Origin of the sequence: Candidatus Devosia phytovorans (assembly GCA_029202405.1) — a bacterium.
GTDB classification, from domain to species: domain Bacteria; phylum Pseudomonadota; class Alphaproteobacteria; order Rhizobiales; family Devosiaceae; genus Devosia; species Devosia phytovorans.
The window spans coordinates 2,729,868-2,756,233 of record CP119312.1; the positions used below are offsets into that span (position 1 = coordinate 2,729,868).

24 protein-coding genes and 1 pseudogene are annotated in these 26,366 nt (G+C 57.5%); 7 read left to right on the plus strand and 18 right to left on the minus strand.

Annotation, left to right across the window (positions count from 1 at the left end):
• Nucleotides 1–31: 31 nt before the first annotated feature.
• Complete coding sequence (locus tag P0Y65_13515) at nt 32–400, minus strand: hypothetical protein (protein ID WEK03217.1); 369 nt, start codon at nt 398–400, stop codon at nt 32–34.
• A gap of 287 nt (nt 401–687) precedes the next feature.
• On the opposite strand from P0Y65_13515, the gene P0Y65_13520 reads away from it, so the two are divergent.
• The 3 genes from P0Y65_13520 (at nt 688) to P0Y65_13530 (ending at nt 2,540) form a co-directional block, all read left to right on the plus strand.
• Nucleotides 688–1,074, plus strand: a complete 387-nt coding sequence (locus P0Y65_13520) for a hypothetical protein (protein WEK03218.1) — start codon at nt 688–690, stop codon at nt 1,072–1,074.
• A gap of 813 nt (nt 1,075–1,887) precedes the next feature.
• Complete coding sequence (locus tag P0Y65_13525) at nt 1,888–2,133, plus strand: hypothetical protein (GenBank protein ID WEK03219.1); 246 nt, start codon at nt 1,888–1,890, stop codon at nt 2,131–2,133.
• 128 nt (nt 2,134–2,261) lie between these two features.
• Nucleotides 2,262–2,540: a hypothetical protein gene (locus P0Y65_13530; GenBank protein WEK03220.1), complete on the plus strand. Its 279-nt coding sequence runs from the start codon at nt 2,262–2,264 to the stop codon at nt 2,538–2,540.
• Nucleotides 2,541–2,959: 419 nt separating this feature from the next.
• On the opposite strand, the gene P0Y65_13535 is transcribed toward P0Y65_13530, so the two are convergent.
• The gene (locus P0Y65_13535; GenBank protein ID WEK03221.1) at nt 2,960–3,349 is read right to left on the minus strand and encodes a hypothetical protein; all 390 of its coding nucleotides are present in this window, start codon (nt 3,347–3,349) and stop codon (nt 2,960–2,962) included.
• A 588-nt stretch (nt 3,350–3,937) separates the two neighbouring features.
• On the opposite strand from P0Y65_13535, the gene P0Y65_13540 reads away from it, so the two are divergent.
• The gene (locus P0Y65_13540; protein ID WEK03222.1) at nt 3,938–4,162 is read left to right on the plus strand and encodes a hypothetical protein; all 225 of its coding nucleotides are present in this window, start codon (nt 3,938–3,940) and stop codon (nt 4,160–4,162) included.
• A 368-nt stretch (nt 4,163–4,530) separates the two neighbouring features.
• A complete protein-coding gene (locus P0Y65_13545; protein WEK03223.1) occupies nt 4,531–5,334 on the plus strand; it encodes an outer membrane beta-barrel protein in 804 nt (267 codons plus the stop codon).
• A 166-nt stretch (nt 5,335–5,500) separates the two neighbouring features.
• Here the strand turns inward: P0Y65_13545 and P0Y65_13550 are convergent, their stop codons facing one another.
• The 10 genes from P0Y65_13550 to P0Y65_13595 form a co-directional block, all read right to left on the minus strand.
• Nucleotides 5,501–6,157: a ferritin-like domain-containing protein gene (locus P0Y65_13550; protein WEK03224.1), complete on the minus strand. Its 657-nt coding sequence runs from the start codon at nt 6,155–6,157 to the stop codon at nt 5,501–5,503.
• Nucleotides 6,158–6,387: 230 nt separating this feature from the next.
• Nucleotides 6,388–6,816 carry a ferritin-like domain-containing protein gene (locus tag P0Y65_13555; protein ID WEK03225.1) on the minus strand — a complete coding sequence of 143 codons (429 nt, stop codon included), beginning with the start codon at nt 6,814–6,816 and terminating at the stop codon, nt 6,388–6,390.
• 382 nt (nt 6,817–7,198) lie between these two features.
• Nucleotides 7,199–8,260, minus strand: a complete 1,062-nt coding sequence (locus tag P0Y65_13560) for a response regulator (protein ID WEK03226.1) — start codon at nt 8,258–8,260, stop codon at nt 7,199–7,201.
• A complete protein-coding gene (locus P0Y65_13565; protein WEK03227.1) occupies nt 8,257–8,823 on the minus strand; it encodes a chemotaxis protein CheB in 567 nt (188 codons plus the stop codon). Before P0Y65_13565 ends, P0Y65_13560 begins: the two co-directional genes overlap by 4 nt.
• Nucleotides 8,820–9,662, minus strand: coding sequence for a protein-glutamate O-methyltransferase CheR (locus tag P0Y65_13570; GenBank protein ID WEK03228.1), 843 nt, complete (start codon nt 9,660–9,662; stop codon nt 8,820–8,822). The genes P0Y65_13565 and P0Y65_13570 overlap by 4 nt, the downstream gene beginning before the upstream one ends.
• Nucleotides 9,659–13,087, minus strand: coding sequence for a response regulator (locus tag P0Y65_13575; protein ID WEK03229.1), 3,429 nt, complete (start codon nt 13,085–13,087; stop codon nt 9,659–9,661). Before P0Y65_13575 ends, P0Y65_13570 begins: the two co-directional genes overlap by 4 nt.
• A 125-nt stretch (nt 13,088–13,212) precedes the next feature.
• On the minus strand, nt 13,213–13,617 hold the full coding sequence (locus tag P0Y65_13580) for a BLUF domain-containing protein (protein WEK03230.1): 405 nt from the start codon (nt 13,615–13,617) through the stop codon (nt 13,213–13,215).
• Complete coding sequence (locus P0Y65_13585) at nt 13,617–15,212, minus strand: bifunctional diguanylate cyclase/phosphodiesterase (protein ID WEK03231.1); 1,596 nt, start codon at nt 15,210–15,212, stop codon at nt 13,617–13,619. Before P0Y65_13585 ends, P0Y65_13580 begins: the two co-directional genes overlap by 1 nt.
• 483 nt (nt 15,213–15,695) lie before the next feature.
• A complete protein-coding gene (locus P0Y65_13590; GenBank protein ID WEK03232.1) occupies nt 15,696–16,661 on the minus strand; it encodes an NAD-dependent epimerase/dehydratase family protein in 966 nt (321 codons plus the stop codon).
• A gap of 199 nt (nt 16,662–16,860) precedes the next feature.
• The gene (locus tag P0Y65_13595) at nt 16,861–17,778 is read right to left on the minus strand and encodes an esterase (protein WEK03233.1); all 918 of its coding nucleotides are present in this window, start codon (nt 17,776–17,778) and stop codon (nt 16,861–16,863) included.
• Between the two features lie 159 nt (nt 17,779–17,937).
• Here P0Y65_13595 and P0Y65_13600 point away from each other — a divergent pair, with 159 nt between their 5' ends.
• Together P0Y65_13600 and P0Y65_13605 are read left to right on the plus strand one after the other, a co-directional pair.
• A complete protein-coding gene (locus tag P0Y65_13600) occupies nt 17,938–18,312 on the plus strand; it encodes a VOC family protein (GenBank protein ID WEK03234.1) in 375 nt (124 codons plus the stop codon).
• A gap of 325 nt (nt 18,313–18,637) precedes the next feature.
• Nucleotides 18,638–18,982: a PRC-barrel domain-containing protein gene (locus P0Y65_13605; protein ID WEK03235.1), complete on the plus strand. Its 345-nt coding sequence runs from the start codon at nt 18,638–18,640 to the stop codon at nt 18,980–18,982.
• 580 nt (nt 18,983–19,562) lie between these two features.
• On the opposite strand, the gene P0Y65_13610 is transcribed toward P0Y65_13605, so the two are convergent.
• The 6 genes and pseudogenes from P0Y65_13610 to P0Y65_13635 form a co-directional block, all read right to left on the minus strand.
• Nucleotides 19,563–20,909: a GGDEF domain-containing protein gene (locus P0Y65_13610; GenBank protein ID WEK03236.1), complete on the minus strand. Its 1,347-nt coding sequence runs from the start codon at nt 20,907–20,909 to the stop codon at nt 19,563–19,565.
• Between the two features lie 4 nt (nt 20,910–20,913).
• Complete coding sequence (locus tag P0Y65_13615) at nt 20,914–21,672, minus strand: transporter substrate-binding domain-containing protein (protein ID WEK03237.1); 759 nt, start codon at nt 21,670–21,672, stop codon at nt 20,914–20,916.
• A 210-nt stretch (nt 21,673–21,882) separates the two neighbouring features.
• Complete coding sequence (locus tag P0Y65_13620) at nt 21,883–22,404, minus strand: pilus assembly protein (GenBank protein ID WEK03238.1); 522 nt, start codon at nt 22,402–22,404, stop codon at nt 21,883–21,885.
• Complete coding sequence (locus P0Y65_13625; protein WEK03239.1) at nt 22,401–22,934, minus strand: pilus assembly protein; 534 nt, start codon at nt 22,932–22,934, stop codon at nt 22,401–22,403. The genes P0Y65_13620 and P0Y65_13625 overlap by 4 nt, the downstream gene beginning before the upstream one ends.
• Complete coding sequence (locus P0Y65_13630) at nt 22,931–24,292, minus strand: pilus assembly protein (protein WEK03240.1); 1,362 nt, start codon at nt 24,290–24,292, stop codon at nt 22,931–22,933. The genes P0Y65_13625 and P0Y65_13630 overlap by 4 nt, the downstream gene beginning before the upstream one ends.
• Nucleotides 24,293–24,467: 175 nt before the next feature.
• Nucleotides 24,468–25,907 (minus strand): annotated as a pseudogene (locus P0Y65_13635) (IS1182 family transposase).
• Nucleotides 25,908–26,366 lie beyond the last annotated feature (459 nt).

Sequence of the window (26,366 nt, forward strand, 5' to 3'; positions counted from 1 at the left end):
ATGACGACTCAGCGCCATGACAGTCGACTCGCTAACTGGCTTTAGCGGAGATCGTCCGACCGATCGCCTCCAGCTCCTCGAGCGACAGGTTGCCGTTCTCGATATCTCGGAGCCGCTTGAAGTCTTCGCGGGTCATCGCCTCTGGCAAGCCGTCTCGCTTGTTGTCCGCGATGACGAAGCTGCCCTGCTGAAAAGTGATGCGACGATCGAAATAAAAGCCGCATGCCGCGATGTAGGCACCACGGCCAATGAATAGGTTGTCCGCTGTGGCAATCGTTAGAGACGTAGCGAATGGGTAATCCTTGCCCCAGTCGCGGATCTCATAGTTGGGCTGCTTGATTGTAGAAGACTTCTGGAAAATCTGCCGCCTAGGTTCCGCCGGCTCGACCCAAAGATACACGCCCCGCCATCCGCACCCGTCGCAGCGCATGGCATCCGTGAAATGCCTCTCATGCGGCCCAGGATGCAATCGCACCTGTCGCTCAACGCGCTGCAACAAGCGACGGACATCAACGCGCTTCTTGTGCCGACAGCCAGCGTTTCGACAGATGGCGTATAGTTCATGATCACCCTGTAGGACGCCATCGAGGGTCTGAAATGATTGCGCCATAGTTGACTCGCACCGCTGTTTGTTCTCATTATGTTCTCACGAATGGAACATGCAGTGTCAAGACAGGAGCGATCACGATGACCAGACATTGGATGCCGATGAACGATGATCTCGGCGACATCACCATGGCTTACAATGGCGTGCTGCTTGTGCAAATCTATGACTGGGAAGCGAATGCGCCAGCCAGAGAACTTTGGGTTGTGATGCATTACGCCAGCGGGTTGAGCATGGCTGTCCTGACGGTGGGAGAGGATCGCGCCAAAGACATCACTGCGAACATCGCTGAGCTTCGCGACTGGCCGAAGCTGAACGCGTTTTCATGGGAGGGCGATGCGGGATTTATCGACCTTCTGGCTTCTTTCGCTGGCGAAGCGGAAATGGCTATGGCCACCGATGAGTTTGGCGGCTCAATTCCGTACGGCGCGAATGATGCGTCTATCGAGTTGGCACTTCAGGCGGCTTGATAGGAGCGTAGTTCTACGCGGAAGCGCTCAGGGTTCGGACTGGCTATGAGGAAGTCGATCTGGGGCTTGCGCGCGCGGCGTAATGTCGGCATTCCCGAACTCTGCCTGAATCGCGCAAGCAGCCCAAATCACAATCGCCAGTACCACGCGGTAACTATCCCCAACATTGCATAAGATGCATGCAATCGAGAGGATTGGGATGGTGCTCACTACAAAGCAACGACGTCGGCGTAATGCGACTTTTAAATGGGGAGCGCTATCAGTTTTGGTAGTCCTTTTCGTCGCTCCCAAAGGGGATAAATTCGGATGCCTGACGTGTCATTTCCTTTCTTTACCGCCGTAAACGCGGCCGAACAGGGACTCCGGGTGGCGCCACAAGTTGATGAGCAACCAATGGCGCCCATCGGCATTTAATGCCGGCGCCCGTCTCTAAATACGTGAGCGCCCGATGCCCCAGATTTTCCCTGTCAGGTGATCTGGGGCATTTTTGTTTTGCGATCTGCCCGGCATCCCGAATTCAGCTGTGGACACGGGATGCGCTGGCGTCTTCCCCGAAAGACTGAATTTCAACAGCTCCGCGATAAGTTAGCCTCTGCGGACCCCGGCAGCACCCTCTGCCGGTTTGTCTCTCCCGTGCATGGGGATAGAAGGCCCGACCCTCTCCATCTTCAGCCAGCGACCACGAGCCCAAGGATTAGGCCGCTCAGATCACTGCTTCGTTTGTGGGAATTCTCCAGCAGTATTGCGAAATGTGATGGACCAGGGAGCAACTAATCCTCACTGCCAGCGCTTGCGCTGCTTTGGGAGGCTCAGATGCCCTTATTCTTTTTCGATGTGATCGAGGTCGATGGTAGGATCACCGAGGATATAGTTGGCGTCGATCTCCCCTCTGCCGAGGCCGCGAGGCATCAATCGGATAAGGCCCTAGCGGAGATTACGACCGAAGAGATATATAAAGGCGGGAACTTCAAGCTGCGGATTAGGACGCGAGACGCGAATGGCCTGGAGATCAGCAGTCGCCAGTCAGAAATTTCTTCGAAGCCTTTCAAGGGCGACTAGGTCATGACGAGGATGCTCCCCCATCAAGAAATCAGGCGCTCTGCCTTTGTCTAAGCCAAACATAGCTTACTTAAATGTCACCTCGGCTTTACTCGCCTACAGTGAAGGCCAGTACGAAAGGAGCCGAAATGAAAAGGTCATTCCGTGTAGTGGACCTTCAAGACGACGCTGCCGGCGTAGAGCTTGGTAAGTTCGAAGGTGCCTCGCCTGAGTTAGCCGCTCGCTCAGCCCTCAACCTCGATGTCGTCAGAAGTGGTGCCCGGGCGGATCTCGTCGCCAAGGTCTATTTCGAGAACGTCGACGGAGCGATAAACATGGTCAGAATGTATCGCCGTGTTGAATCAAAACGTGTGCGGTCGAGCAAACCCGCTTTGGAGCCCACACTTCACGACGGTTTGCAACGCTGAGCAGGCTAATGCCCGCGATTGCGTCAATGCCTGGTTCAGGCGCCATTCATCCGCAATAGCTATATTGCACATGTGCTTGCAACCATGCTCGCGCACACCCTGAGTGCCTGCTCGGGAGGACGCCCGTCTCAATTAATTGGGGCGGGCGTCTTGGATTTCTACCGTTTTATTGCCGATATGACAGCAACGAGGGAAACCACGGCGACTGATAGCCGTTACTGCTACGAGGCCACGGGCATGGGGAGCGGCAGGCGCCGAACCGGACGCTCCCCATCGCACCGGAACCTACCCACCACCGCACCATTGATCATTGCCGGCGTCCCATCATTGCCCCCAAAGGCGTCGGTGCGATGCCTCCAAAGCATCGAGCCAAAGGCCGTCATTTTCGTGGCGGCCTTTGGTATGCCCGAAGCAAAGGATTATTGGCGCGTATAGGTAATCGTCTCGCATAGTATAGCGGCCCGGCAACCCTCGATGTCGATCGTGTCGGGTCCGGTCTGGGTTACGGTAGCGGCCGCACTCAACCCGCCGGCCTCAAGTGCACCCTTCCATTCGCTGGGACCTTCAGGCTGAGCCTGCATGACCTGTTTGCCTACAAAGGCGAGATTTTCCTCAGTGGCGGAATCCCCTTTTAGAACATCAAGCGTCCCACACAGGTCTCCCTCTCCGCATAGCGAGAATGTGAAAGTAGTTCCCCACTGATCAACAAATGTGCCGTTTGGATCAAGGGCCGCATCTTGTGCCGTCGCGGAAACCGAAAGTGCGCCACCTAGCATCACGACGGCCAGTGCAACCTGAAGACTTCTCATAGTGCTCCTCCATTTGGATGGACTCGCCACGTTGGCGAGCGATCGGCGTGAACGCGGTGGCGGAGCACTGGTTGCAGCATCAATAAAACCCCGACGATGTCGACCGGCGATCTGCATGCGCACTGCAGCAAATGGCGGAAAATGCCGTTTGTGAAGCCCACATCACAACGTCATTTGATTGCTGATAAAGCCGAGCATCCCTGCGGCATTTTATCGAATTGTTGAACGCATGCTCAGCAAATCGTAGGGCAGTATTCCTCCATGAAGGAAAGAAGATCTGCCGAAAGAATTCCTGTTGATCTCTGGGCCACCGTTGTTTCCGACGATGGGCTAACCCGCATGGCAGTCAACGTGCTCAACCAGACGCGTCAAGGTATCCGAATAGCGCTGGATCCATTGCGTCCCTTACCAGCCTGCTTTTACATTCTGATGCCAGGCAATCTCATGCATCCAGTGCAAGTGATTTGGCGTGATGCTTTAGGCGCGGGCATCCGGTTCATAGATTGAGGCAGTGACTACGGCGAAGTGATGAACGGGGCTTGGAACAACCGGATCGTCAAAATGTTGCGCTCCTCTGAGGAGAGCGCCGTGGCTGAAGAATACCTAGTCACCAAATTAGAAGGCCGTTGGCATATTTGCTCAGCCGATGTGGTCATGGGCCCATATATCTCTCAATTCGCCGCCGAAACTGCCGCTATCCTTGCCGCAAAGCAGGACTTCCGATTTGGCATTGCCGCCCGCGTGAAAGTTGTGACCGGCAGCGCGGTAGTAATCTTCGACAACCAGAGTCCGCCCAGCGGACATCTTCCCTGATCACAAGGTCCTGAGCAGAACCAGTAGCCTTTTCCCCTTGCAAGCGGTGCCCATGTGACATTGCCGCCAAGGCATCCACGGACCCTATCGCCGCTGATGATCAACCGGACCGATGCCTTAAACAGTGCTCAGGATGCCGACTAGCGCACGATGAACGTGACCGATTCTCAAAGCTGTTGAACTGCGTAGGCAGGGTTTGCAAACCTCCAAATCGCTGTCATCGTTCACAATTATTTGGTGCCATAATGGCAACATAGAATTGCCCAATTTGATCGCAGTCAAAACGTGTAGAACTAAATTACGACAACCGACGTAACGTCTTCATACGATCAACGCATTTTGCACAACCCGATCGTCCGGAGATGAGAATGATCCGCCTGACCGCTTTGTTGCTGGCAACTGCCGCAATCTCGACGCCTGCCCTAGCTGCAGACTTTTACGGCAATCAAACTGCCGCCGTTGACATGTACCAGGCCCCGGCCAGTGACTGGACCGGCTTTTACGTCGGTGGTTTTGCAGGCGGCGCCTTCAATCCGTCGTCTGCCGGCGTGATCGAAATCGACGAAGATCTCGATGGTGATTTCAGCGAACCTCTGGCTGGTCCGCTTGCCGCTGCCTTCGGCTCCAACTTCATCGGTTCTCACGACGGTGGTTTTCTGGGCGGTATCGAAGCCGGCTATGATCATCAGATGGGCCAGTTCGTCGTCGGTGGCGTGATCGACATCGGCTATGTCGATTTCCAGGATCGCCAGAGCGGTTTCTCCTCCACTCCCGCTTCCTACACCCAGGTTTCCGAACTTGGTTGGCTCGGCACGATCCGTGCACGTGGCGGTTATCTCGTGACCGAAGATGTTCTGGCTTATGTGCATGGTGGTCTGGCCATCGGTGACACAAGCTTCAGCTTCGAATCGACCAATCCGAATGGCGTGTCGCGCGGCGGCTCGTCCACATCGGTGGGCTTCCAGGTGGGTGCCGGTGTCGAAGCTAAAATCCAGGAGAACTGGTCGGTCGGCGTGGAATACGCTTACACAAATCTCGGCGATACCGATTTCACCACGCGCTTCGCCAATGGTCCGTTCGCCGGCGTCAACCCGGCCGGTGCTGACCTGCGTGGCTCGGATGACATGTTCGACTTCCACACCGTCAAGGCGACGCTGAAATACCGCTTCTAATTCTGGACCTCCAATCTCAGAAACAGAGGGCTCCGCAACGCGGGGCCCTTTTGTTTTTCGCGCGTGAACTCGCGCCACCGGTCCAGAAAAATGCCCCGATCTGCGTCTGATCGGGGCAAGTTGGTCGAAATGGTGAGCGATCTCGTCGCTCTTGATGTCTTCTGGTTTACGCCAGGGACGGTGCCGCCGCGGCCAACACAGCGCGTTTGCTAATGGGCTTGTCGAAGGCGCCGTCCCAACCGAACTTGAGGCCGCTGAGGCGGACCTCGGAGGCGTGGCGGGCCTCGACCGAGTGGATCTGCAGCGCCACTGTCAGCACCTCGCGTGAGCCCATGAGATTACCGGCCTGCCCCTTATAAGCAGCCACGCCCAGATCCTCGAAGGTCTGGCTCAGGGCCAGGAATGTGTCGAAGTTTTCCCAGACGTCGACATACTTGCCACCGGCAGTGAAATCGATACCAGGCGCTGCCACGGCCGCCGAGCCGAGTACGCCCTTGAGCAGTTTCACATGGGCTGTCTCGTGCTGTCCGATGGTACGGAACACACTGCGATATTTCGACGGGATGACCCCGGATTTGTTGCCTTGGTCGTAGAAGGCGGCTCCGAGGCATTCGAGCGTCAGCGCGAAATTGAGCGTATCAACGATCACCTGGGGCATGGACTGACCGAAAGCCTGGTGAGAAGCCAGTGCGAGCACTAGTGGTGCGCTGGTCATGATGCCTGCGGCCCTGGCATATCGGGTGAAGACGTCGCGGCGGCCCTGAACGATGGTATCCGCCAGTTCCGGCTCGATGGCTGAGAGAATGGTGTCTTGCTGTGTCATGATCTTCTCTACTTATGGCAGGGTTGCAGCGGTGACGGGAGTTGCGATGAATGGCGCTGCAGCCTTGAGAACCTTGGGCAGCAGGGCAGCATCGAGCCCCTGATGGTCGACATTGCCGCGTCCGGCGGCCTCGGCGCTGAAGGGCTTGAGAAGATCGGCGATTGCCGCGGCATGGCGGGCCTCGATCGAAACGATCGATCCCGCTGCAATGAGATAGACCGGGTTGGAGATCAGCTGGCCGGCGCCATTGTAGCGGCAACACCCAGATTCTCGAACACGTCGGCCGTGCCCAGCACACTGGAGCGGCTTGAGAAGTCGACTGCGGAGAAATCTACTTCAAGCGCCGGAATTGCATTGCGACCAAGGGCGCCCTTGAGGAAGTCACGGTGGGCGATCTCGTGATGGCGAATTTGGGTCAAGATGCGCTGGTCATTGACCTGCATTTCACCAAATGGGGCTTCGAGAACCTGGGTGTAAAAAGCGGCCTCAAGCTGTTCGAGCGCATAGGCGTAGTTCAGGACGCCGACGTCTCCATCGCCAAGCTCGGCGGCTAGTGCTGCGGAAATACCAAAATTGGGCAGGAGGGAACCAGCAACTGCAATCGTGCCGGCGGCGCCGGTCCATTTAAGCAAGTTGCGTCGTGACAGGCGGGGCGACACGCTCATTATCGAAGTCTTCGTTTGCGGTCTTCTCGAAGCAGCTACGGGTCTGGTTGGATCAAGTTTCCGAATTTATAGACTATATTTTTGTTCTGTGAGTGAACTTTACTTGTCACGATAAGTTTGCGCGTGAGATTAATTCTCGGGTCTGACAACGTCGTTGCTACAGGCGTGAAAGCCGCTGCGGTAGTCAGTCCTTGAACCCTCTCCGGACATTAAAAAGACCGGAGCGCTTTCGCGCTGCCGGGCATTGGGGACATCCGCCTCTGGCTAGATCTCCGGTGCAGACTGACGGGTCTACGGTGTCTTGAATGCTTGGCGCTCTCGGGGGTTCCAAAGGTTGTCAAATTTGCTCACGTCGGCTCCCAAGTCCATAGCATCGTCACGAGATCAGATTGACGAGAGGAGCCTCGATTAAAAGGACAAGTCCGTCCGGCTGCCAGTTCCTGTCCAGCCTTCCGCCTATCCCCTGCAAAGCAGCCCGTTCCAAAGTGGTGCCAAAACCCTCCCGTTGCGGGGTACCACCAGGCTCAAATCCCCGCTCCTCCCATTTCAACTGAAGCGTCTCATCTCGCGTCGACAGGTTGACCGTCAATACGCCGCCCTTTGGAGACAGCGCGCCATATTTGGCCGCATTCGTGGTCAGCTCGTGCAGAAGGAGGGCAAGTGACGTTAACGCCCTCCCCTTCAATGGTACGTCGGACCCAGACACCAGGATTTCGGATCCCATGACCTGATGAGGCGCCAAAATGGCATGGAGTAGGCCCACCACCGTGGTGGCCGTTTCCATTGACTTGCTCGCATCCGTCAAATCTGGAAGTGTCAATTCATGAGCGCGCGCCAAGGAATGCATACGGCCCTGAAGATCGGACACGAGCTCCGCGACGCTGGTCGCGGGCCGAGCACTGAGGGAGATCAGCCCAGAGGTCAGGCTAAAAAGGTTCTTGATGCGGTGGTTGATCTCCCGGATCAGGATATCTTTAGCCTGTGTGGCCTCCCGCAAGGCCTCGGCCTGAGCACTTAGCTCATCGCGCTGCGCTGCAATTTGCTCGCGCTGAAGGTAAAGCTCGCAGAATACGTCGACCTTGCTGCGGATAATGTCTGGCTCTATCGGCTTCTGGATGAAGTCGACTGCTCCCGCTTCGTAGCCCCGGAAGCGCCGCTGTCCGTCAGAAGCCCCCGCAGTGACAAAAATGATCGGTATACGTCTCGTGCGTTCGTTTCCGCGCATCAGCTCGGCTAGCTCGAAGCCGTTCAAGCCGGGCATCTGAACATCGACTAGCGCCAACGCGAAGTCTCTGTCGAGTAATAGCTCCAAAGCCTGATCGCCAGATCTGGCCGTGACGATTTCAAGGTCTTGACGACGCAGCAGGGCTTCCAATGATAGAAGGTTTTCTTCGAGATCATCCACGAGCAGAAGCGGTGTTGGCTTGTTCGTAGTCATGCGATCCCTTCCAGATATTGGGCTATCCCAGTAAGCGACATGGCTTTAGCACTTGGCGACAGCCTCATCGCAGCCTCGGGCATCGCCGAGGCTTGGGCTTGGATAGGGTCCTGTACGATCCCAACGCCACCCGCCTGCATGACGGCTGATAGGCCAATGGCACCGTCGCTATTGGCGCCGGTCAGGATCACGCCGATTAGTCCTGACCCATATGCGTCCGCCGCGCTTTCGAACAGCACATCGATCGAAGGGCGCGAGTACATAACAGGTTCGTCGACGGAGAGGGAAAAGTGCCGGTCTGATTCAACCAGCAGATGATAGTCCGGCGGTGCGAAATAGACGACGCCACCCATTATGGCCTGCTTGTCATCCGCTTCCCGGACCAAGATACGGCACTTCGCCTGAAACAGCTCCGCCATCTCGCTGCGCCTGTCGGGGGGCAAATGGACGACCACGATCACCGGAAGGGCGTATCCGGCCGTCAGCTTTGGCAGGATCGCAGAAAGTGCCTCAACGGCACCAGCGGATGCCCCGATGACTATGGCTTCCGGTCGCGTCGTCATGCGTCCGCCCTCTTTTGATAAATCTTCTCCTCGCGAACGAAGTCAGCGAAACTGGCTCCCCGCGGGGAGAATCTGATGCTTTCCTTCGCCCCGAGGCCGAGGAAACCTTTTCGCGCTAAGGAATCGTCGAAGAGGCCGAGAGCCCTGTTTTGCAGGTCGCGGTCGAAATAGATCATCACGTTCCGGCATGAAATCAGATGCATCTCGGCAAAGACCGCGTCGGTGACTAGGCTGTGGTCCGAAAAAACAACATTGCTACGCAGCGACTTGTCGAACGCCACGCGGCCATAGGCTGCCTGATAGTAGTCCGACAGCGAGGACTTGCCGCCAGATCGCCGGTGGTTCTCCGTGAAAAGTTGTATCCGGTCGAGGGGATAAATCCCGGCTTCTGCCGCTCCGAGCGCGCGGTGATTGATGTCGGTCGCATAGAAAATAGTGCGGTCTTCCAGCCCTTCCTCGCGGAACAGGATGACCATGGAATAGAGTTCCTCGCCCTCGCTGCACCCGGCGATCCAAATCTTAAGCGAAGGATAGGTTCGAAGATGCGGGACGACTTTCTCGCGGATTGCACGAAAGTAGCCCGGGTCCCGGAACATCTCGCTAACCTGAACGGTGAGATAGCCGAGCAACGACGGGAGCATATCCGAGTTGTGCAACAGTGCGTCCTGCAGCGCAGAGATGGTGGGATAGCCTAGCTGGATGCGCGCCTGCCGCAGCCGTCGCTTGATCGATGCCGTGGCATAATTACGGAAGTCGTAGTGGTACTTGAGGAAGAGCGCCTCTAGCAGCAGCCGAATCTCTATGTCCTCGACTTTCTCCGAAGGCAGTGCAGAAGTCATTTGGGCATCCAGACGCGCACTAGGGACAAGAGCTTGTCGACGTCGAGGGGCTTGGCCATGTAGTCGTTGGCTCCGGCTTCTATGCACCGTTGCTGGTCGTCAGGCATGGCCTTGGCCGTCAGCGTGATAATGGGCAGCTTCTTCCATTTCGGATTTTTGCGGATCTCGCGCGCGGCGGTGAGACCGTCCATCACTGGCATCATGACATCCATGAGCACGAGGTCAATGCCGGAAAGTTCGTCGGCGGCCTGCAGCGTATCGAGCGCCTCCTTGCCATTGCGCGCGATCTGCACGATCGCTCCTCTAGGCTCGAGGATGTTTGTGAGGGCATAGACGTTCCTGACATCGTCCTCGACTATGAGGACGCGGCGGCCCTCCAGCAGGGAGTCGCGATGGCGGGCCTTGCGGATCATCCTCTGCTGTTCCTGCGGCAGTTCGGAAACCACCTGATGCAGGAAGAGACTAACCTCGTCGAGCAGCCGCTCGGGCGATTTCGCGCCCTTGATGATGATGGACCGTGAGTATCGACGCAGTCGCTGTTCGTCATCCGCAGACAGGTCCCGCCCAGTATAGACTATGACCGGCGGGAAGGCGTAGGCCGATTCCTGGCTCAGGGTTTCCAGCAGCGAATACCCCGAGGCATCGGGCAGCGTGAGATCGAGGACCATACAGTCAAAGGTTTGGTCTCGCAGCAGCGCCAAGCATTCGGCAGCCGTGCTAGCAGTCACAGTCTGCACATCGGCCGATCCCAGGAGCTTGGCCACAGCGTCGCGCTGGATCGGATCGTCCTCGACCACCAGGATACGATGCATGGTTTGCGAGAGCCGTGCTTCAAGCTTTTGAAGCACACCGACCAGCTGCTCCCGTGTGATCGGCTTGTTGGCGAAGCCGATTGCTCCCAAGGAATGAGCGGACTCCGTGTGATCGCCCGCCGACACGACATGGATCGGGATATGCCTGGTCTGCACGTCATCCTTGAGGCGGTCGAGGACCGCCAGCCCGGACTGGTCGGGAAGACCGACGTCGAGGACGATGGCGCTCGGCATGATGGTTTTCGCCAGCCCAAGAGCCTCTTCGGCAGTCCCGGCGACGATCGACTGGAAGCCCATCTCGCGAGAAAGATCACGAACGATAGAAGCGAAGGTGCTGTCGTCCTCGATGACTAGCAGAATCCGCTTGTCGCCGGTGAGGGAATCGCGATCGTCCGGCACCCGGACCATCGGTCGCGTTGCTGCGGGCGCGACAGGTGCGGCAGGCAAATTCGATGTCGCGGCGACAGGCAGGCCGAGGTCGCGCGGCGCAACCCTGACAGCGTCGTATTCCATCGGAAGGTTCACTGTGAAGACGCTGCCCTTCCCGGGTTCGCTGCGCAGCTCGAAGGTGCCGCCCAGGAGGCGCACCAACTGGCGGGAGATGGAAAGGCCCAGGCCGGTACCGCCGTACTTCCGGCTGATCGTGCCATCCGCCTGGTGAAAGGCTTCGAAGATACTCTGTTGCTGGTCCTTTGCGATGCCGATCCCCGTGTCGCTGACAGCGAAATTAAGCATCCGGTCGCTGCCGGGAGAAATGACCAGCCGGACCTCTCCGGCCTCGGTGAACTTGATAGCGTTCGACAGCAGGTTTTTGAGAACCTGCTCGAGCCGCTGGGGGTCGGTGTCGACACTCGGCGGACCGTCCAGGGAGATTTCCACCGCGAAGTCCAGCTTCTTATCCGCAGCCAGCGGATCGAAAGTCTGTCTAAGACTGTTCGCCAGCCGCTCCACCGACACCGCCTCCGGGCGTATCTCGACATGCCCCGCCTCGATCTTGGAAAGATCGAGGATGTCGTTGATCAGATTTAGTAGGTCGTTGCCGGAGGATTGGATGGTCTTGGCATACTTGACCTGCTCATCTGTCAGGTTGTCCTCCTGATTGTCGGCAAGCAGCTTAGCCAGGATCAGCGATGAGTTTAGAGGCGTGCGCAGTTCGTGGGACATATTAGCCAGGAAGTCCGACTTGTACTGGCTTGCCTGCTCGAGCTCCCGAGCCTTAAGTTCCACTGAGGCATTTACCTTTTCGAGGTCGTCTCGCTGCGTTTCGAGTTGCTGGGCCTGCTCCTCAAGCTGCGCATTGGTCTGTTCGAGCTCGACCTGCTGTTGCTCTAGGCGTACCTGAGATTCTTTGAGTGCACGACTCTGCTCCTCCAGCTCCTCGTTGGATACCCGCAGTTCCTCGCTCTGCGTCTGCAGTTCTTCAGATTGACGCTGCGTTTCCTCGAGTAGGTTCTGCAGTTCGCCACGATAGGTCGCGGAACGTACGGCGATGGCAATCGCTTCGGAGGCGCGTTCGAGCAGGGCCATGACCGGCTCGTCGATCGGACGAAGAAAACCAAGCTCCACGACGGAATTGACGTTTTCGTCGATCTTGCCGGGCAGGATCGCGAGATGGCGCGGTTCGCCGGTGCCCAGAGCCGATCCAAAAGCGAGGTAACCCTGCGGGACGTCGCTGACAACGATCGGGCGGGCGTCGGCGGCAGCCTGACCAAGCAGACCTTCGCGGGGTCCGAAGGTGGCCGGCACCGCCACCCCAGACGGCACCCCGTACAAACCGACGCGCAGGTATCGGTCGCCGTTACTAGCGAACACTGCGCCTGCTACCGCGCCGGTGTAACCGGCCAGGAATTCGAGGACACTGGTGCCCAGTCGCTCCATCGGCTGGTCGCCCATGGTTGCCGCGGCCAGTCCCACCTCGCCCGACTGCAACCATTGCTCCCTGCGCTGGGACAATGTCGTCCGACGCATCAGGAAAGCGATGATGCCTGTGAGAAGAACGCCGAGCATCGCCGACAGCACGGCGCTCCAGACCGCGCGGTCATGTGCGATCTCCATATTGGCCAGGCGCTGCGTGCGGACCCGCCCCTCTTCCAGGGCCATGGCGGTGATCTGCGCGCGGATCGCGTCCATCTCGACTTTGCCGCGGTCGGAATTAACGATGGCCAGTGCGGCATCCAGTTGTCCAGAACGACGAAGATCGATTGTCTCGTTCAACTCCGCCAGCTTGGCATCGATGTTTATCCGCAAAGTGGCGAGCCGCTGGTCCTGTCCTTCGCTGCCCGACGTGCGCTGGCCGATGTCATCCAGTCGCGTCGGAATTTGCTGAACGGCAGAGGTGTAAGGAGCGAGATAGGTTTCGGTACCAGTAAGCAGGAAGCCGCGTTGTCCTGTCTCCGCGTCCTGGACCGTTGAGAACAGCTCGTCCAGCGCCACGATCGCAACGTGCGTTTCGACGATCCTCTGATTGTTCTCCCTCAGCGACTGCACGTTAACGTAAGCGATGAGACCACTGGCTATGAAGAACAGCAGGGCTGTGGTCAGGCCGATGGCGATAGCTGGATCCAATCCAAGAGCCGACCTAGCTGCACTCATTCTTCGGCGTTCGATGTCCATGGTGTTTTCGCCCTGTTGCCGCTCTCGGAATCCGAAGAGTTAAGGATGGCAATAGCAGATCATCTGGAGATGCCGACAGAAATATCTCGTGGCAGGAATGACATGTCCTGCGCGGCTGTTTCGCGCTATTCGTTCAACAGGTCGAGAAGCCTGTCGAACAGCTGCTGGCCATCAAGTGTGCGGGGATCGAAGCCGCTCCTCGCCGCTGCACCGAAGGATGGGTCGTCTCCCAGGCCGACGAAGGCCATGGACCAGTTCCGGAATTGTCTTTCGGGTGCAGGAGAGAAATCCAGCAGATGAACTTCGCCGTGCCGAGTGTCTTGCTGTATGCGCTCAAACGTGCTTTCTATCGCAGCCTGGTCACCTTCTAGCACTTGGGCGAAATGTCCTCTGCTGAACATCAGTGCGCCCGTCACGCCGACGAGATGATTGTTGCGTCTGCTGGCTTGCAGGATGGTATCGACCGCCTGAGCGAGAGTGTCCTCTTGGATCAGGTTACGGCTGTAATAGACCAGTCTGAACTCGGTCATCAGCGTTCCCCGCTGGTTAGTTCGATGCCGGCGGCGAGCAGGTCGGCCATATCTGGCGTCATGGGCCGGCCGGTCAGATAGCCTTGAACCTGCTGGCAACCCTTCTTCTTTACTTGCGACAGCTGGTCCTCCGTCTCGACCCCTTCCGCGATCGTCGCCATCCCCAGGGACTTGCCCAGCGCACAGACCGCCCGGATGATCGCCCGACTGTCTCTGTCTGGAAGGCGGCGCACAAAAGACTGGTCGATCTTGATCTTGTCAAAGGGGAATCTTTGCAGGTAGCTCAACGACGAGTATCCCGTTCCGAAATCGTCCATTGAAAATTTCACCCCCAGAATCTTCAACTGGTGGAAGACGTCCATAATCGCCGCGCTGTTGGCCAGCAGCGCCCCTTCGGTCACCTCGAGGTCCAGCCTGGACGGATCAAGCCGCGCGTTGTTAATTGCAGCAGCGACGGCGGTAACTATGCCCGGGCTGCGGAATTGGACCGGAGACACGTTGACAGAGATTGTGATGTGGCCAGGCCAGTTTGCCGCCTGCAGGCACGCCGTCCTTAAAACCCACTCGCCGATCGGTACGATGAGTCCGAGTTCTTCGGCCAGTGGTATGAAGTCAGCCGGAGAAACCGGACCTGCCTCGCGGTCCCATCGCAGCAGAGCTTCGAACCCCACAAGTTTGTGGCCCTCGATGCGATACTGCGGCTGATAGACGAGCGAAAGTTTACCCAGCGCCAGAGCCTTGCGCAGATCGAACTCAAGAGCGTTGCGGCGCTCTAGGGCGTGCCGCATGCTTGCCGTGAACGGCTGAGCACTGTTTCCGCCCTCCAATCTGGCTTGCTGCAGTGCCAGCCCCGCGTTCCGCAATTCTTCATCAATGTCACCGACGTCGGGCGCCGCGACCATGCCGATGCTGACAGAACAGTGGATCATCCCACCGTCTACCAAATAGGGGCGGCTTAGAAGATCGAGCATATCTAGTGCCACAGCTTCCCCGGCCTCGTCGATCACCATCAGGAATTCACCGTTTCCGAAATGCGCCAAATGTACCCCTGCAGGGTCGATTCGGCTGGCGATCCGGTCGGCAATTCTGCATACAAAGTGGTCGGCAGTTAGCTGGCCTAACTGATCGCGAACCTTACCAAAGGAGTCCACCACGAGCCGTAGAAGCATCTGGGTCGAGCCCGGACTGCGTCGGGAAAGGGCTTCAGCAAAACCATGTCTGTTGTATAGCCCGGTCACAGGCTCACGGAGCGCCGATGCAGAAGAGAGGCGGGACACGTCTGTCCACTCCAGCTGCTTCCATCCATCCACAATTGTCGCATGTAGGAGAAACATCCGACCATCATTCAGATGGAAAACGCCCGATTTTGCCTCAGCTGCACTCTTGAACTGCGAGAGCCCTACTTTCCCAATTCTCCCGAACTTAACAGCCTCGCTGAGCTTAACGGAGAGGCGGTGAGAAACTGCATGCGCGCCGAGAACGGTTGCCTCCGCCGACGCGTTGCAGGTTACGATCACCTCGTCGGGGTCAATACGCGCAACTGCGGTAACGAGGACGGCAGTGTTGGTCGCTGCGCCTTCGTCGTTCCTGTTCATCCTCAGGGGTCCTTCTCATCTAGCAAAAGATGATCTCGACTATCTCGTGCTTTCTGCAGGGCAACGGTCCGACCAAGCCAACGGTTTCCGATGGCTCGCAGAATTGGTCCTGCCTCGGTATTCTCCTGATCTCTGAAGATCGACCTTATTGCCTTGAAAGCCGGCTTCGGGTGGCTCAGGCTCCGCAAGAAGAATGACCAATGAAGTACCGGTCCGCCGCACTAAATTCGTCGCCGCGTACCGCATGCCCATATAGCGTCTCTGGAGCTAGATACGGGCGTAATGCAGTGGCTGCCTCTGGGAAATCGACGTGCAACTGCGAATAGCCGAAATGGGGTCGACAGCGGCCGGCAGCAAGGCGCCACATTCCAGCCGTTCAGTGGGCCTCGACGACTTGCCGAAAGCGGACGGTCCGCTCAATCGGATACGATGGCGATTATGGGGTGGCAGCGGACTGGCGGCATCCATCTGGTGACTAAGTGATCAGCTCGTCGGCACTTTAACCTTGCCTGCAGCGATCAACGCCTGCAGCGATTCATGGACAGCCTCAAGACTTGAGTAGCGCGGGTGGTAGCCAAGACGCTGGCGGCTTTTCTCGATCGAATGGCAACTGCTGCGGATGACGTGACCGCGGGTGTTCTCCCGGGCGTCCTCGGGCAGGTCCATAAGCCATTCCTCAAGCGGTTTGAACGCTAGATTGGGCTCCTTGCCGAACCAGCGATACACCGCTTCGGCATAACCCTTGAGCGTGACCGCCCGATCGGACACGGTATTAAACACCTCGCCGATCGAGGCAGCCCGGTTCTGGATCGCGCAGATGATCCATTGCGCCACGTCGTCGGCGTGGACGTGGTGCACCATTTCCAAACCGGAGTTCGGTAACGCCAACTCGCCGCCGCGAGCGATGAGCGAGAAGGTTTCAGGGTTGGCGTTGCCCTGCGGCGTGATCGGGTTCCAGCCTTCGCCGACGATATGGCCAGGCCGGAATGCGGTAGCCGGGAAGCCATGGACGCGAGCCTGCTGCATCAACCATTCTTCGCTCTCGGCCTTGCCGCGTCCGTAGCTGTCGATCGGGCACACCAGATCGGTCTCGGGCGAGGGCACGGTCGTGAGGCCGCCGTAGACCCAGATCGTGCTGCAGAAGATGTAGTGCTCGACCTTGCCGCGGATCGCCTCGACGGCCTGCTTGGTGCTGGCGAGGTCGAAGGCGATCATGTCCACGACAATGTCGCCATTGAGTTCGGCGATCCTCGCACCGAACGTGCCGACCTTCTCTTCCATGGCGCGGTCGATGGCGACGTTCTCGATGACGTCCCAGGCGTGGTGCGAACGATATGGCTTGGCGCTGCCACGGCTGACATTCACGACCTCATGACCGAGTTCGACGAGGCGCGGGACCAGATAACTGCCGACGTGGCCGCTGCCGCCAATAACGATAATGCGTGACATAGGTAACCTGTATGGTGTGAGGGAGGCCTAAAGTATCAAACGCCGACGCGGAGGCCGTGTCTGCCTTTGGAGGACCGGGGAGACGTGGCGGCAGTGATCGCAATGAGGCGGCATAAGACCGATGGCCCTGGGCGCCTGGATGCCGGCAGCGTTGGGATTAAGACTGGACTAGCCGCTTTGGGCGTCACCGGCAGGTTCATCAAGGTCGGGAAAATGCCGCGAATGGGTTTCGATGAAATAGCTGCATGATCATGTCATCCTTGAAACCCTCAGCGATCAAAAGCGGGATTAGTTCCGAGTTTACCACCGTATAGGGTTTTGGAATCCCCCCACCCGGGAGGGCAGGATCATACCAGCCGCGATCGTGACTGATCAGCAGTTGATTGCCCAGCCCGGCCTCAAGGGCACGCATGATCAGTTTGGCGCTTTCTTCGACGGGCACCGACCCAACATTGTCATATTCTATCCATGCGCCGCGCCCGGCGATCGCCTGGTGCAGTCCGAAGTCTGCTTCCGCATGCGTGTGGATGGACAGGAAGCGGTGGGGCGAGCCACCTTCGGACGCAATGACGTCGAGTTGGTCCATCACCACGCGCCCGCGGATGGTGTGGCTACCGATCAAAGCATCCGTTGCTATGGAAGCCCGCGTCGCGGCACGTAAGATGCGCTCTTCAAGCACGGTCATGCCATCGTCGCCAGCGCTTAGTTTGATCCATCCCGCTTTGACCCCAGTGTCGTCGATGGATGCTTGCAATTCCCCCAGCATCCAATCATAGAGCGCGTCCTCGCTTGCCGTCAGGACCCACGCCGGGATCCAGGGTTCGCGATAATTGCCCGTCGGGACAACGATCGGGAAATTGGTGGCTTGGCTGACAGCTAGGTCGAGGTCGGCACGCCGGCCGACGCCACCGGTTGAGCATTCGACGAGGGCCGTAACCCCCCATGCTTTTATAGTCTCGATCTGCGGCACCATCAGCGCGAGAACGTCGTCGACGTTGGCCTGGGCGTAGCCGGGCTGATCAGGCGTCCTCAAATCCACAAAGACATGCTCGTGCGGCAGGATCATCCCCAGCTGCCCAGCATCGAATTGTCCCAATGTCGTATAGAGCTTGCGCAATCACGTCCTCCACGTGTCAGCCAATCACCAACGTTAACGAGGAACCGTCATTTCGGCCACCACTCTTACGGCGGAAGACCGTTGCATGCGCAACCCTGGCGAGTGGAACTTTGGTCGACTGTGTGGCATGGCGGTCTCCATGCATCTGCGGAGCGAAGAATGTTCACCCATGTCATGATCGGCAGTAACGACCTGGAGCGGGCCCGCAGGTTCTATGACGCGACCTTTCTGGCATTAGGCCGAGGCCCCGGCCAGATGGATGCAGGCGGTAGACTGGTCTATGGGCACAGCGGCAGCAGACTGATGATTACGAAGCCAATCGATGGCAAACCCGCTACCGCTGCTAATGGCGGAACGATCGGCATTCTCGCGACAAGCGCCCAACATGTCTATGCGTGGCATGCTGCGGGAGTTGCAAATGGCGGCAAGTCCATCGAAACGCCTCCGGTCGAACGCCCAAATGGTGCATTTGTCGCTTACCTGCGGGATCCGGACGGCAACAAGTTGTGTGTGAGAACAGCCGCCACCAAGTGAGCCTGCAGAAGGGCCCCCAGTTTGCCGGAAAACGCCCCCCCCCCCCCCCCCCGGCAAAACTTCCCCAATCGCAGGAATGGCAACTTTCAGGCGGGCCAAGATTATGTTCTTAACGTCAGCAATGGGGTCGGGCGAGGCCTTCAGCAGAGCGCCCATTTGAGCCGTTTGAGTTCATCCTTTTGAGTCGTAAAAGAGGACGTAGCCGATTCAATCAGATCGTTCGGTTAGGGCTGCTTGCCCTATGGATCGGTGCGCAGTGTGCCGATGACAGGAACATCGTCCGCTGAGTCGGAGTTAGTTCTCTCCAATGATCAGGAGAGCACTTATGAGGACCTTAGTTTTAGCAGCGGCGTTTTTGGGGTTTTGCGCATCCAGCAGCGCACAGGTGCCACTAGCCCAAGTCGAACTCAAAGATCCTAATGCAAACGTCGCGGTGTTGGGGATCACAGTCGAGCAAGCGATCGGGAGTGATGTCATCGACACCGATGGAACCCCCCTTGGCACGGTCGTACGCGTTCTGGGCGACGATGCTGACTCTCCGATGACACTTGTGCTCAGTGCGAACGGCGGCGAGTTCAACATCGCCCTGAGTGCGACGGAACTTATAAACAACAGGATTGTCGCCAACCGGTCAGGCGAGCCGATCGAGTTTGAGGCGCCGTTTGAATGAAAGCGCTCTAGCATCCGGTGATTAGACGCTCGAACAAGATAGCACCGGCGGCACCGCCGAAATCTCATATGCGTCAAGGGGCGGCACTATGGGGAGCGGCCAGCGCGGGGGTGTCCGCTCCCCACGTCCGTGGCCTCACAGAAATAACGAACAGTGCTTGAAGTAGTTTCCGCAGCGAGACGCCCGCCTCCTTGCGGAGACGGGCGCTGAACGCAGTCTTTGCGCGCACTCACTACATATCACGCTCGCCGATTATGAAGCGGCCAAGTGAATGCTGACTTAATTTTGCCGGCCGAGCATATCCTCAGGTCCCGTTCCGTTCCCCCATCCTGCCTGAAGGCCTTGCGTGCTCTCCATTTCCAAAGGTCCATACACGTAAAGCATGCAGCCACCTGCGCATCGATGTGGACATATCTGCCGAACACCCGTTTTCTATATGGGGCTCATTCCCATGGGCCGTTGGTGTCGTCCGCGTCCCTTGCTAGCGGCACCGTCGGCGACCCCTGATGCTCGATGCGTGCGTCCCCCGACCTACTATCGAGCATTAGGTCGCCGATCCGGCGTCTCGTGTAGACGCGGCTCATTTCACAAGTCGCAACCGTCCTATATCATTGGGCCGATCGCAGCAGACCGAGTTACGACCCTCAGATTTTGCCTTGTATAGCGCCCGGTCCGAAGCCTCGATCAATGCGTTGGAAGACCGTGGACGAACGTCTGCGAGGCTGGCGACACCTATACTGGTCGTAACACTGACCGAGGATCCGTCGCCGCTGGTTGCTATGGTCAGACGTGAAACCTCAACGCGCATACGTTCGGCGAAGATCACTGCCTCCGCTAAATCAGCTCCTGGCATAAGGACAGCGAACTCTTCCCCACCGAAGCGAGCCGGTATGAACGAGTGTGGTTCGCACAGTGTGGTCAGAACGTGCCCAACGGTCTTGAGACAGGCGTCTCCCATCTGATGACCATACTGGTCGTTGATCAGCTTGAAATGATCTAAGTCCAGCAGGAGGAGGGCCAGCCTGCCGGTCGAATGATGTTGCTCGACCAGGTCCGTCAGGGTTGTATCGAAGTGGCGGCGATTGCCGACTTTGGTGAGCGGATCCTGATCTGAGAGCAGAAGCAACATCTCGTTCTTGACGTGCAATTCCTCCGAAACCTGGGCGAACTCGCTGACGGCCAGCTCAATCTGCCGAAGGTCTGAAAACCAGGCTTTCTTGGTTCCCAAACCAGTTCCAGCGCGGTTCTTGATTGCTTCGAGGCGCTGAACCGTAATGTCGATTGGGCGGACAACCTGGGCGCGGAAAAACCAGAACAGCAGCAATGTAGCTACCAGCGGAACACCGAGGATAATCCACCAGGCCTGCCGGATGGCACCGGCTGTGAATTGGATATCGGTTGAAATTTTGTCAGCAACCCGCGCCGTTCCTGTCGAGAGGTTATTTGCTAACCCTTCGGCTAGATCCATGGTCTGCTGGTAGGCGGCAACAGCATCCGCATTAGCGGTCGCGGGGGTCACGAGGCCATCGCCTCCAGCTTCCCGTTCTTCCACTCGAGCCGCGATAATGCGCGAAATCCCGTCGGCCATTTGCGTGGCGCCTTGGGTCAGGACGTTGTCTCCATCTAACGCGAAGCTCTGGGACAATATTCTGACCTGGAGCTGGATCTGCCTTTCCATAACGCTGTCGCGTGCGAGGAACGCCGATCGGGTCAAAGAGACGAGCTTTTCGATTTTCAGCGCGTTTCGGTTTTGGGCGAGCACAGCCGGAATCTGCTGGTCCTGGATGTCAGCCGCATCCGCTTCGATCTTGGTCAGGAAACTGTGTGAGAACAGCGCTACTGCGCCCGTAAACAGGAACACGAAGATCACGAAGATTCGCCCGGCGGCAATCAGCGACAATGGACGAGCAGGCTTCAGAAGCGCCATGGCATCAATCGATGCTGAAAGGGAAATAAGCCGCGTTCAAACGATCATAGGTGCCATCAAGCTTGATATTCTTCAGGGAGCCGTTGATGGCTTCTAAGAGCGCTGAATCACCTTTGTGGACGGCTATGCGAGCGGAGGTCTGAACATAGTCTCCAGTAACGGGGTCACCGATATAGCTGAATGCTGCGCCCTCTGCGCTCTCGAGGAACGACAGCTGCTCTATTGCATCGCCCATCATGAGGTCTGCAGCCCCCGATGCGAGCAACTTGTATGCCGCCGGCTGATCGATGGTGAGAAGGATTTCGCTTTCGGGATAGTACTTCGTCAGGAACTCAGCCTGGATTGTCCCTTCGTTTGTGGCGATGCGTTTACCCCTCAACGCCTTCGGGGTCGTATCCGCAAATTTGGAGGGATCGGCGACGAACGCAGAGTACGACCGATAGTAGGGCTCCGTGAAATCGACGAGTTCAGCCCGTTCATCTGAATAGGCCATGCTCGCAACGATCACGTCGTAGTTGCTTGCCTGCAAGCCACCAATGATATCGGCCCAAGGCACGGCAACAAAGGTGCACTGCCGATCCATGTCGACGCAAAGTGCTTTCGCGATGTCTACGTCGAAACCGGCCAGCTCGCCTTTTTCGTCGACGAAATTAAATGGCGGATAGGCGCCTTCTGTCGCGATCCGAAGCGGCTGTGACATCGCAATCGAGCACATCCCTATCGAAATGCCAAAAATCATCGCGAGCATTTTGAGCTTGGCCATACAGTCCTCCACCGCGGCGCACGATGGGAGGATTAGCAGTGATGCCCTCAAGGAGGCGTAAGGCGGGATGCTTAATTTTATCTATTGGTGTCAGGCGGGTGAACACGCCTGTTATGCGCCCCATCCCGGACGTTTACGGCGCGTTTAGGCAATTCCATAAGCAGACATTTCTGTGAAGCTCACCATGGCAAATTTGGCTTCCTACGCGGGCTATTGGAACGCCACGCGACCTACAAATCGTGGCCGATGGACAGCGCGGTTAGAGTAAATCATTTGGTCCAGTCCAGCGATCGGCAAGAACGAACTGTGGGGGACATAGACCTCGGTTACCAAGACTGAGTCTCCAACGGCAATGTCCGGTATCCCCTCCATCGACAGGGCCGGCACTTCAATTGCCGAATTTCCAACTGACTTGGTCCAATCGCTGGTGAGCTTGCCTTTGATGTTCGAGATACTCGACACCCGGATACGCGCCTCACCTTCGAAATCGACTGTGTGGCCAATGAAGGTCACCATATTCTTCAACTGTGTCTCGGATATTGAGGTTTGCCTGGACAGCATGTCTCCTACCGTGAACGTGCCCTTCTCTGCGGATTGCGCGGTTCTAAACAGATCAAACACTGTGACAGAGGAGATCAGCAGCACCAACATAACCGGAGCTAATAAAGCAAACTCCACGGCTGAAACACCGCGTCGATCAGCCAAAAACGACTTCAACGAGCACAGCATCATGAGGGCTCATTCACAAAGCCGGACTTGGCGACGATGCGGATAGATCCAGTCTCGTCTTTCGAAAGCGCTAGGCCTAATCCTAGCCCTGGAGTGAATGGCTCGACCACAAAGCACGCTCTTACAAACACCGTTTGCGAACGCGATCCAGCATTAAAACGAAGGATCGGGCTGATGCCCGTAAGACGATTGGCGCATCGCGCCAAGTCTGTGGGGTAGTCAGATGGGCTCAGAATTGGCACGAACTCCAGGGTGACGGTTCGCTGACAATCAGCCAGCACCATTGCCTCCGAACACAGCACGGCGCGTACATTGTCTAAAGTCGGGTTTGGGATGTTTCCAATCCGCAGTGATCTCACTGTTTTGTCGAGGGCCCGATCCAGCATTATCGTTTGCACCATCAGCCACCCCGCCTCAATACTGGCGAAAATAAGAGCAAACAGCATCGGAGCCACTAGCGCGAACTCGAGCGCAGCGACCCCGTTGCGGTCCTTTAGGAACTTCCGGCCCAGCTCTCCCGGTGTCCGGATCAATTCGTAAGCCTGATTTTTTGGATTGAAGTAGCGATCGATTGGAAGGCTGAGGCGATATCCAAACTGGAAACGTCGTAATAATGGCTTGTGCTAGAGGCGCAGTTACGAAGGTCATTTTTCATTGTTAGATCGCCCCCGCTATTCGAGAGTTGGAAGCCGATTGTGTAGACAACCACTCCTTTACCTTTTGCTGCCGCACAGACCTTGCTGAGGTACTGCTTCGTTACCGTCCCGGTCTCCTTCACATTGGTGATAGGATCCTGATAATCCTTCCAATTATTAGGGAGACGAGGGGACTTTCCTGGCTCTTTGGCTGTGTATTGCTCGGTGATTGCGCCGTCTGTCATCAGAACAAGCACTTTGAGCGTATTCGGATCGGTGAATGCGGCAGGTCGATTCGAAAATGCGGCAGGCACCATGCCGACAGAGGCAGCCTGTGCCACAAGAGGCTGAGCAGTTGGATCGAGCAACATCAGCCCATAGTTCATAGCTATTGCGCTGCCAGTTCCATCACCCATCCGGTATCCTGAGATGCGAGCAGCCAATAAATCAGCGTCGTTGGAAAAATATGATATCGAGGTCTCCTCGCCAGGGCACCAACCAGGATCCATGCTAGCGTTCAGAGTTGGTTTGTCGGTCGAACTATTCCAACGGGTAAACTCGGGGACCTGACTGCGGCCGTTGAAATTTCTGAAGCCGCTGGCGTAGTCGGTATTGTTGAGGTTGAAGCAGGAGGAGTTTGCATGCTGCCTCGCTCCGCCAAGCCCGTCGAAAACCATGCGCCCAACATTGACTTGTCCCGCGTATGGAACAAGCGTCATGGAGGTGTACGCTTTAGTCTCGTTAGTGAGCATCGTGCGTACAAACGAAGTCGCGGCTGATTTGAGGTTCGTGTATTTGTTGCCTGCCATCGATCCGGATATGTCCAGCATCACGGAGAGTTCGATGTTGCTTTTCTTCTCCAACGCTGTCCCAGCGGCGTTCACAATCAATGTGTTGATGCCTAGAAGCGGCAAAAACGCGGTCTCCATTGTATAGGACGCACTGACCGATACCTCTCTCGAATTGATCGAAGATCGATTGGTAAAGCTAAGCGTAATCTTGTCAGAATAGGGCAAGGTCGCAATGTAGTCGTTTACAGTCTGTTCGATGGACCGCGTCTGTGTGAGAGAAGCTGCGGCAAGGACGGCTCTGTCGACGCCGTCCTGCAGCTCAACCCGATATGCCTCATGCCGTGCAACGTCAGTCGCGCCACCGGCAATGATGATCATAGGCAGGATCGCGACAGCAGTGATGATTGCGACATTCCCGCCAGTGTCGTGGAGGAATCGCTGTAGTAAAGTTGTTAACGGCACCATTCGGGTCCCTGGAAGCCATTCTGGCATCCGCATAACTACTTAGACTTCAATTATTTATGGTTAACCAAATTAGGCGTCGACGTGGTTTTTTTGCTTCCGCTGAGCGCCCGAGGCTGAGTGAGAACTCTGCGCCTGGTCGCGGTCTGATATTGGCGACGGCGCGTGCAAGCTTCTCTCAGCCTCTCATCGCCTTAAGGGTGGAAGCAACGCCAGCGACGGCGATGGCGCGCTTGATGTTATAGGCCAGGATGGTCAGGCTTGCTTCGATGGCTACGTTCTTGAGGCCGCGCGTTCGGAAGTGGGTGGCACCCATCCACCCTTTCATCGTGCCAAAGACGTGTTCAACCGTACAGCGGCGGACCGCCATCGCTTCGGGCATAGCGTCAAAGCGGCGCTCCATCTGGTCGAGCACTGCCTCATGCTCCCATCGTCGGATGCGTTTCTCTTTGCCGGCGGTGCATAGATGACGCGATGGGCAGGCACCACATGCCTTCTGATTGAAGTAGACACCGATGAGCTTGCCGCCCTCCACCCGGGCAAAGCGCTTTTGAAGCTGCTCGCCGGCGGGGCACCGATAGGTGTCGGGCTCGGGCTCATGGACGAACATGGTCTTGCCCCAAAAGCCACGGGCCTCGGCCGGTGACGTATTGGGCTTGGGCACCATCGGGATGATGCCAGCTTCGGCACATGAGCGGATCTGCTCTCCCTCGTAATAGCCACGATCGGCGAGGGCGATCATCCCTGAGCCACCGATCTCGGCCTGGGCGGCCTCGGCCATCTCCAGCAGGTGAGACCGGTCATGGCCACGGTTGGTCACTTCATTGGCGACGACGATATGATGTTTTGTGTCGACTGCAGCCTGAACGTTGTAGCCAACCACACCTCGATGATCGCTCCCGGTCGCCATGGCACGCGCATCAGGATCGGTGAGCGAGAGTTGCCCGTCGGGAGATGCCTCCAACTGCCGGCCGATCTCCTCCAGTTCGCCAAGGCGCCCGCGCAGCGCCGCCAACCGCTCGGTCAGGTGATCGATCCGTGGCGTCGCCGGGCCAGTCTCGGCACTGTCGGCTTCTTCAAGCTCGCCCAGGTAGCGCGCGATGCTCTCTTCGACATGGGCTTTGCGGCGCGCCAGCTTGCCCTTGGTGTAGTTCTTCTGGTGCGTGTTCACCGGCTGCAGGCGTGACCCATCGATGGCAACCATGCCACCACCGACCAGACCAAGGGCGCGACAGATGGCGACAAAGCGCTGGCATTCGATCTGGATGGCATCAGGGTTGTCACGGCGGAAGTCCGCGATGGTCTTGAAGTCCGGCACCAGCTTGCCCATCAACCACATCAGCTCGATATTGCGGCCTGTCTCGCGCTCGAGCTTCCGGCTCGAGGTCAACTGATGCAGGTAGCCATAGACATAGAGCGTGAGCATCGTGCTCGGCGCATAGCCGGGTCTGCCGGTTGCGGCAGGTTGAACACGGGCAAAGCCCAGCTCGGCCAAATCTAGCTCATCGACAAAAGCCTCGATCACGCGAACTGGGTTGTCGGAGGCAACATAGTCTTAGAGACGTGCCAGCAGAAAACTCGCTTGGTCACGATCTGCACCTTCAACGAAATTTCCCATATGGCACCTCCGAAGCAGTGCCCGATCATACCATGATCAGGGGTTTTCACACAGCCTCCGCCCCATTCCTGCCGTTCAGGCCGCACGATTGAGTTCCCAAAAGCTGCCGTAGACTGATCGCCATACGAACGGCACAGGCGGGGTGGGCAACAGTCTGTCCGCTTTTCGCGCCAGTATAATGGAGGCAGCCATTCGTCCCCCCTCAGGTGGAGACTTGAACGTCGACCATCTAGCGCTTAGCTACTGCCAACCGAGCTCGCCAGACCGCCACGCATGCTTTTTTCGCTGCGTTCTCCCACGCCAAGTCGAGCCTTTTCAACTGCAAAACTTCCCGACTATCGATGCCCGGAAACATCTGTCCGGCACAACCGTTGAGGCCTTGAACCCACGCTCAGGGACTCCATCGTTGCCCAAAGGATCCAAAGTCTCCCAACTTGGCTCCACGCTCGCAACTTTGGA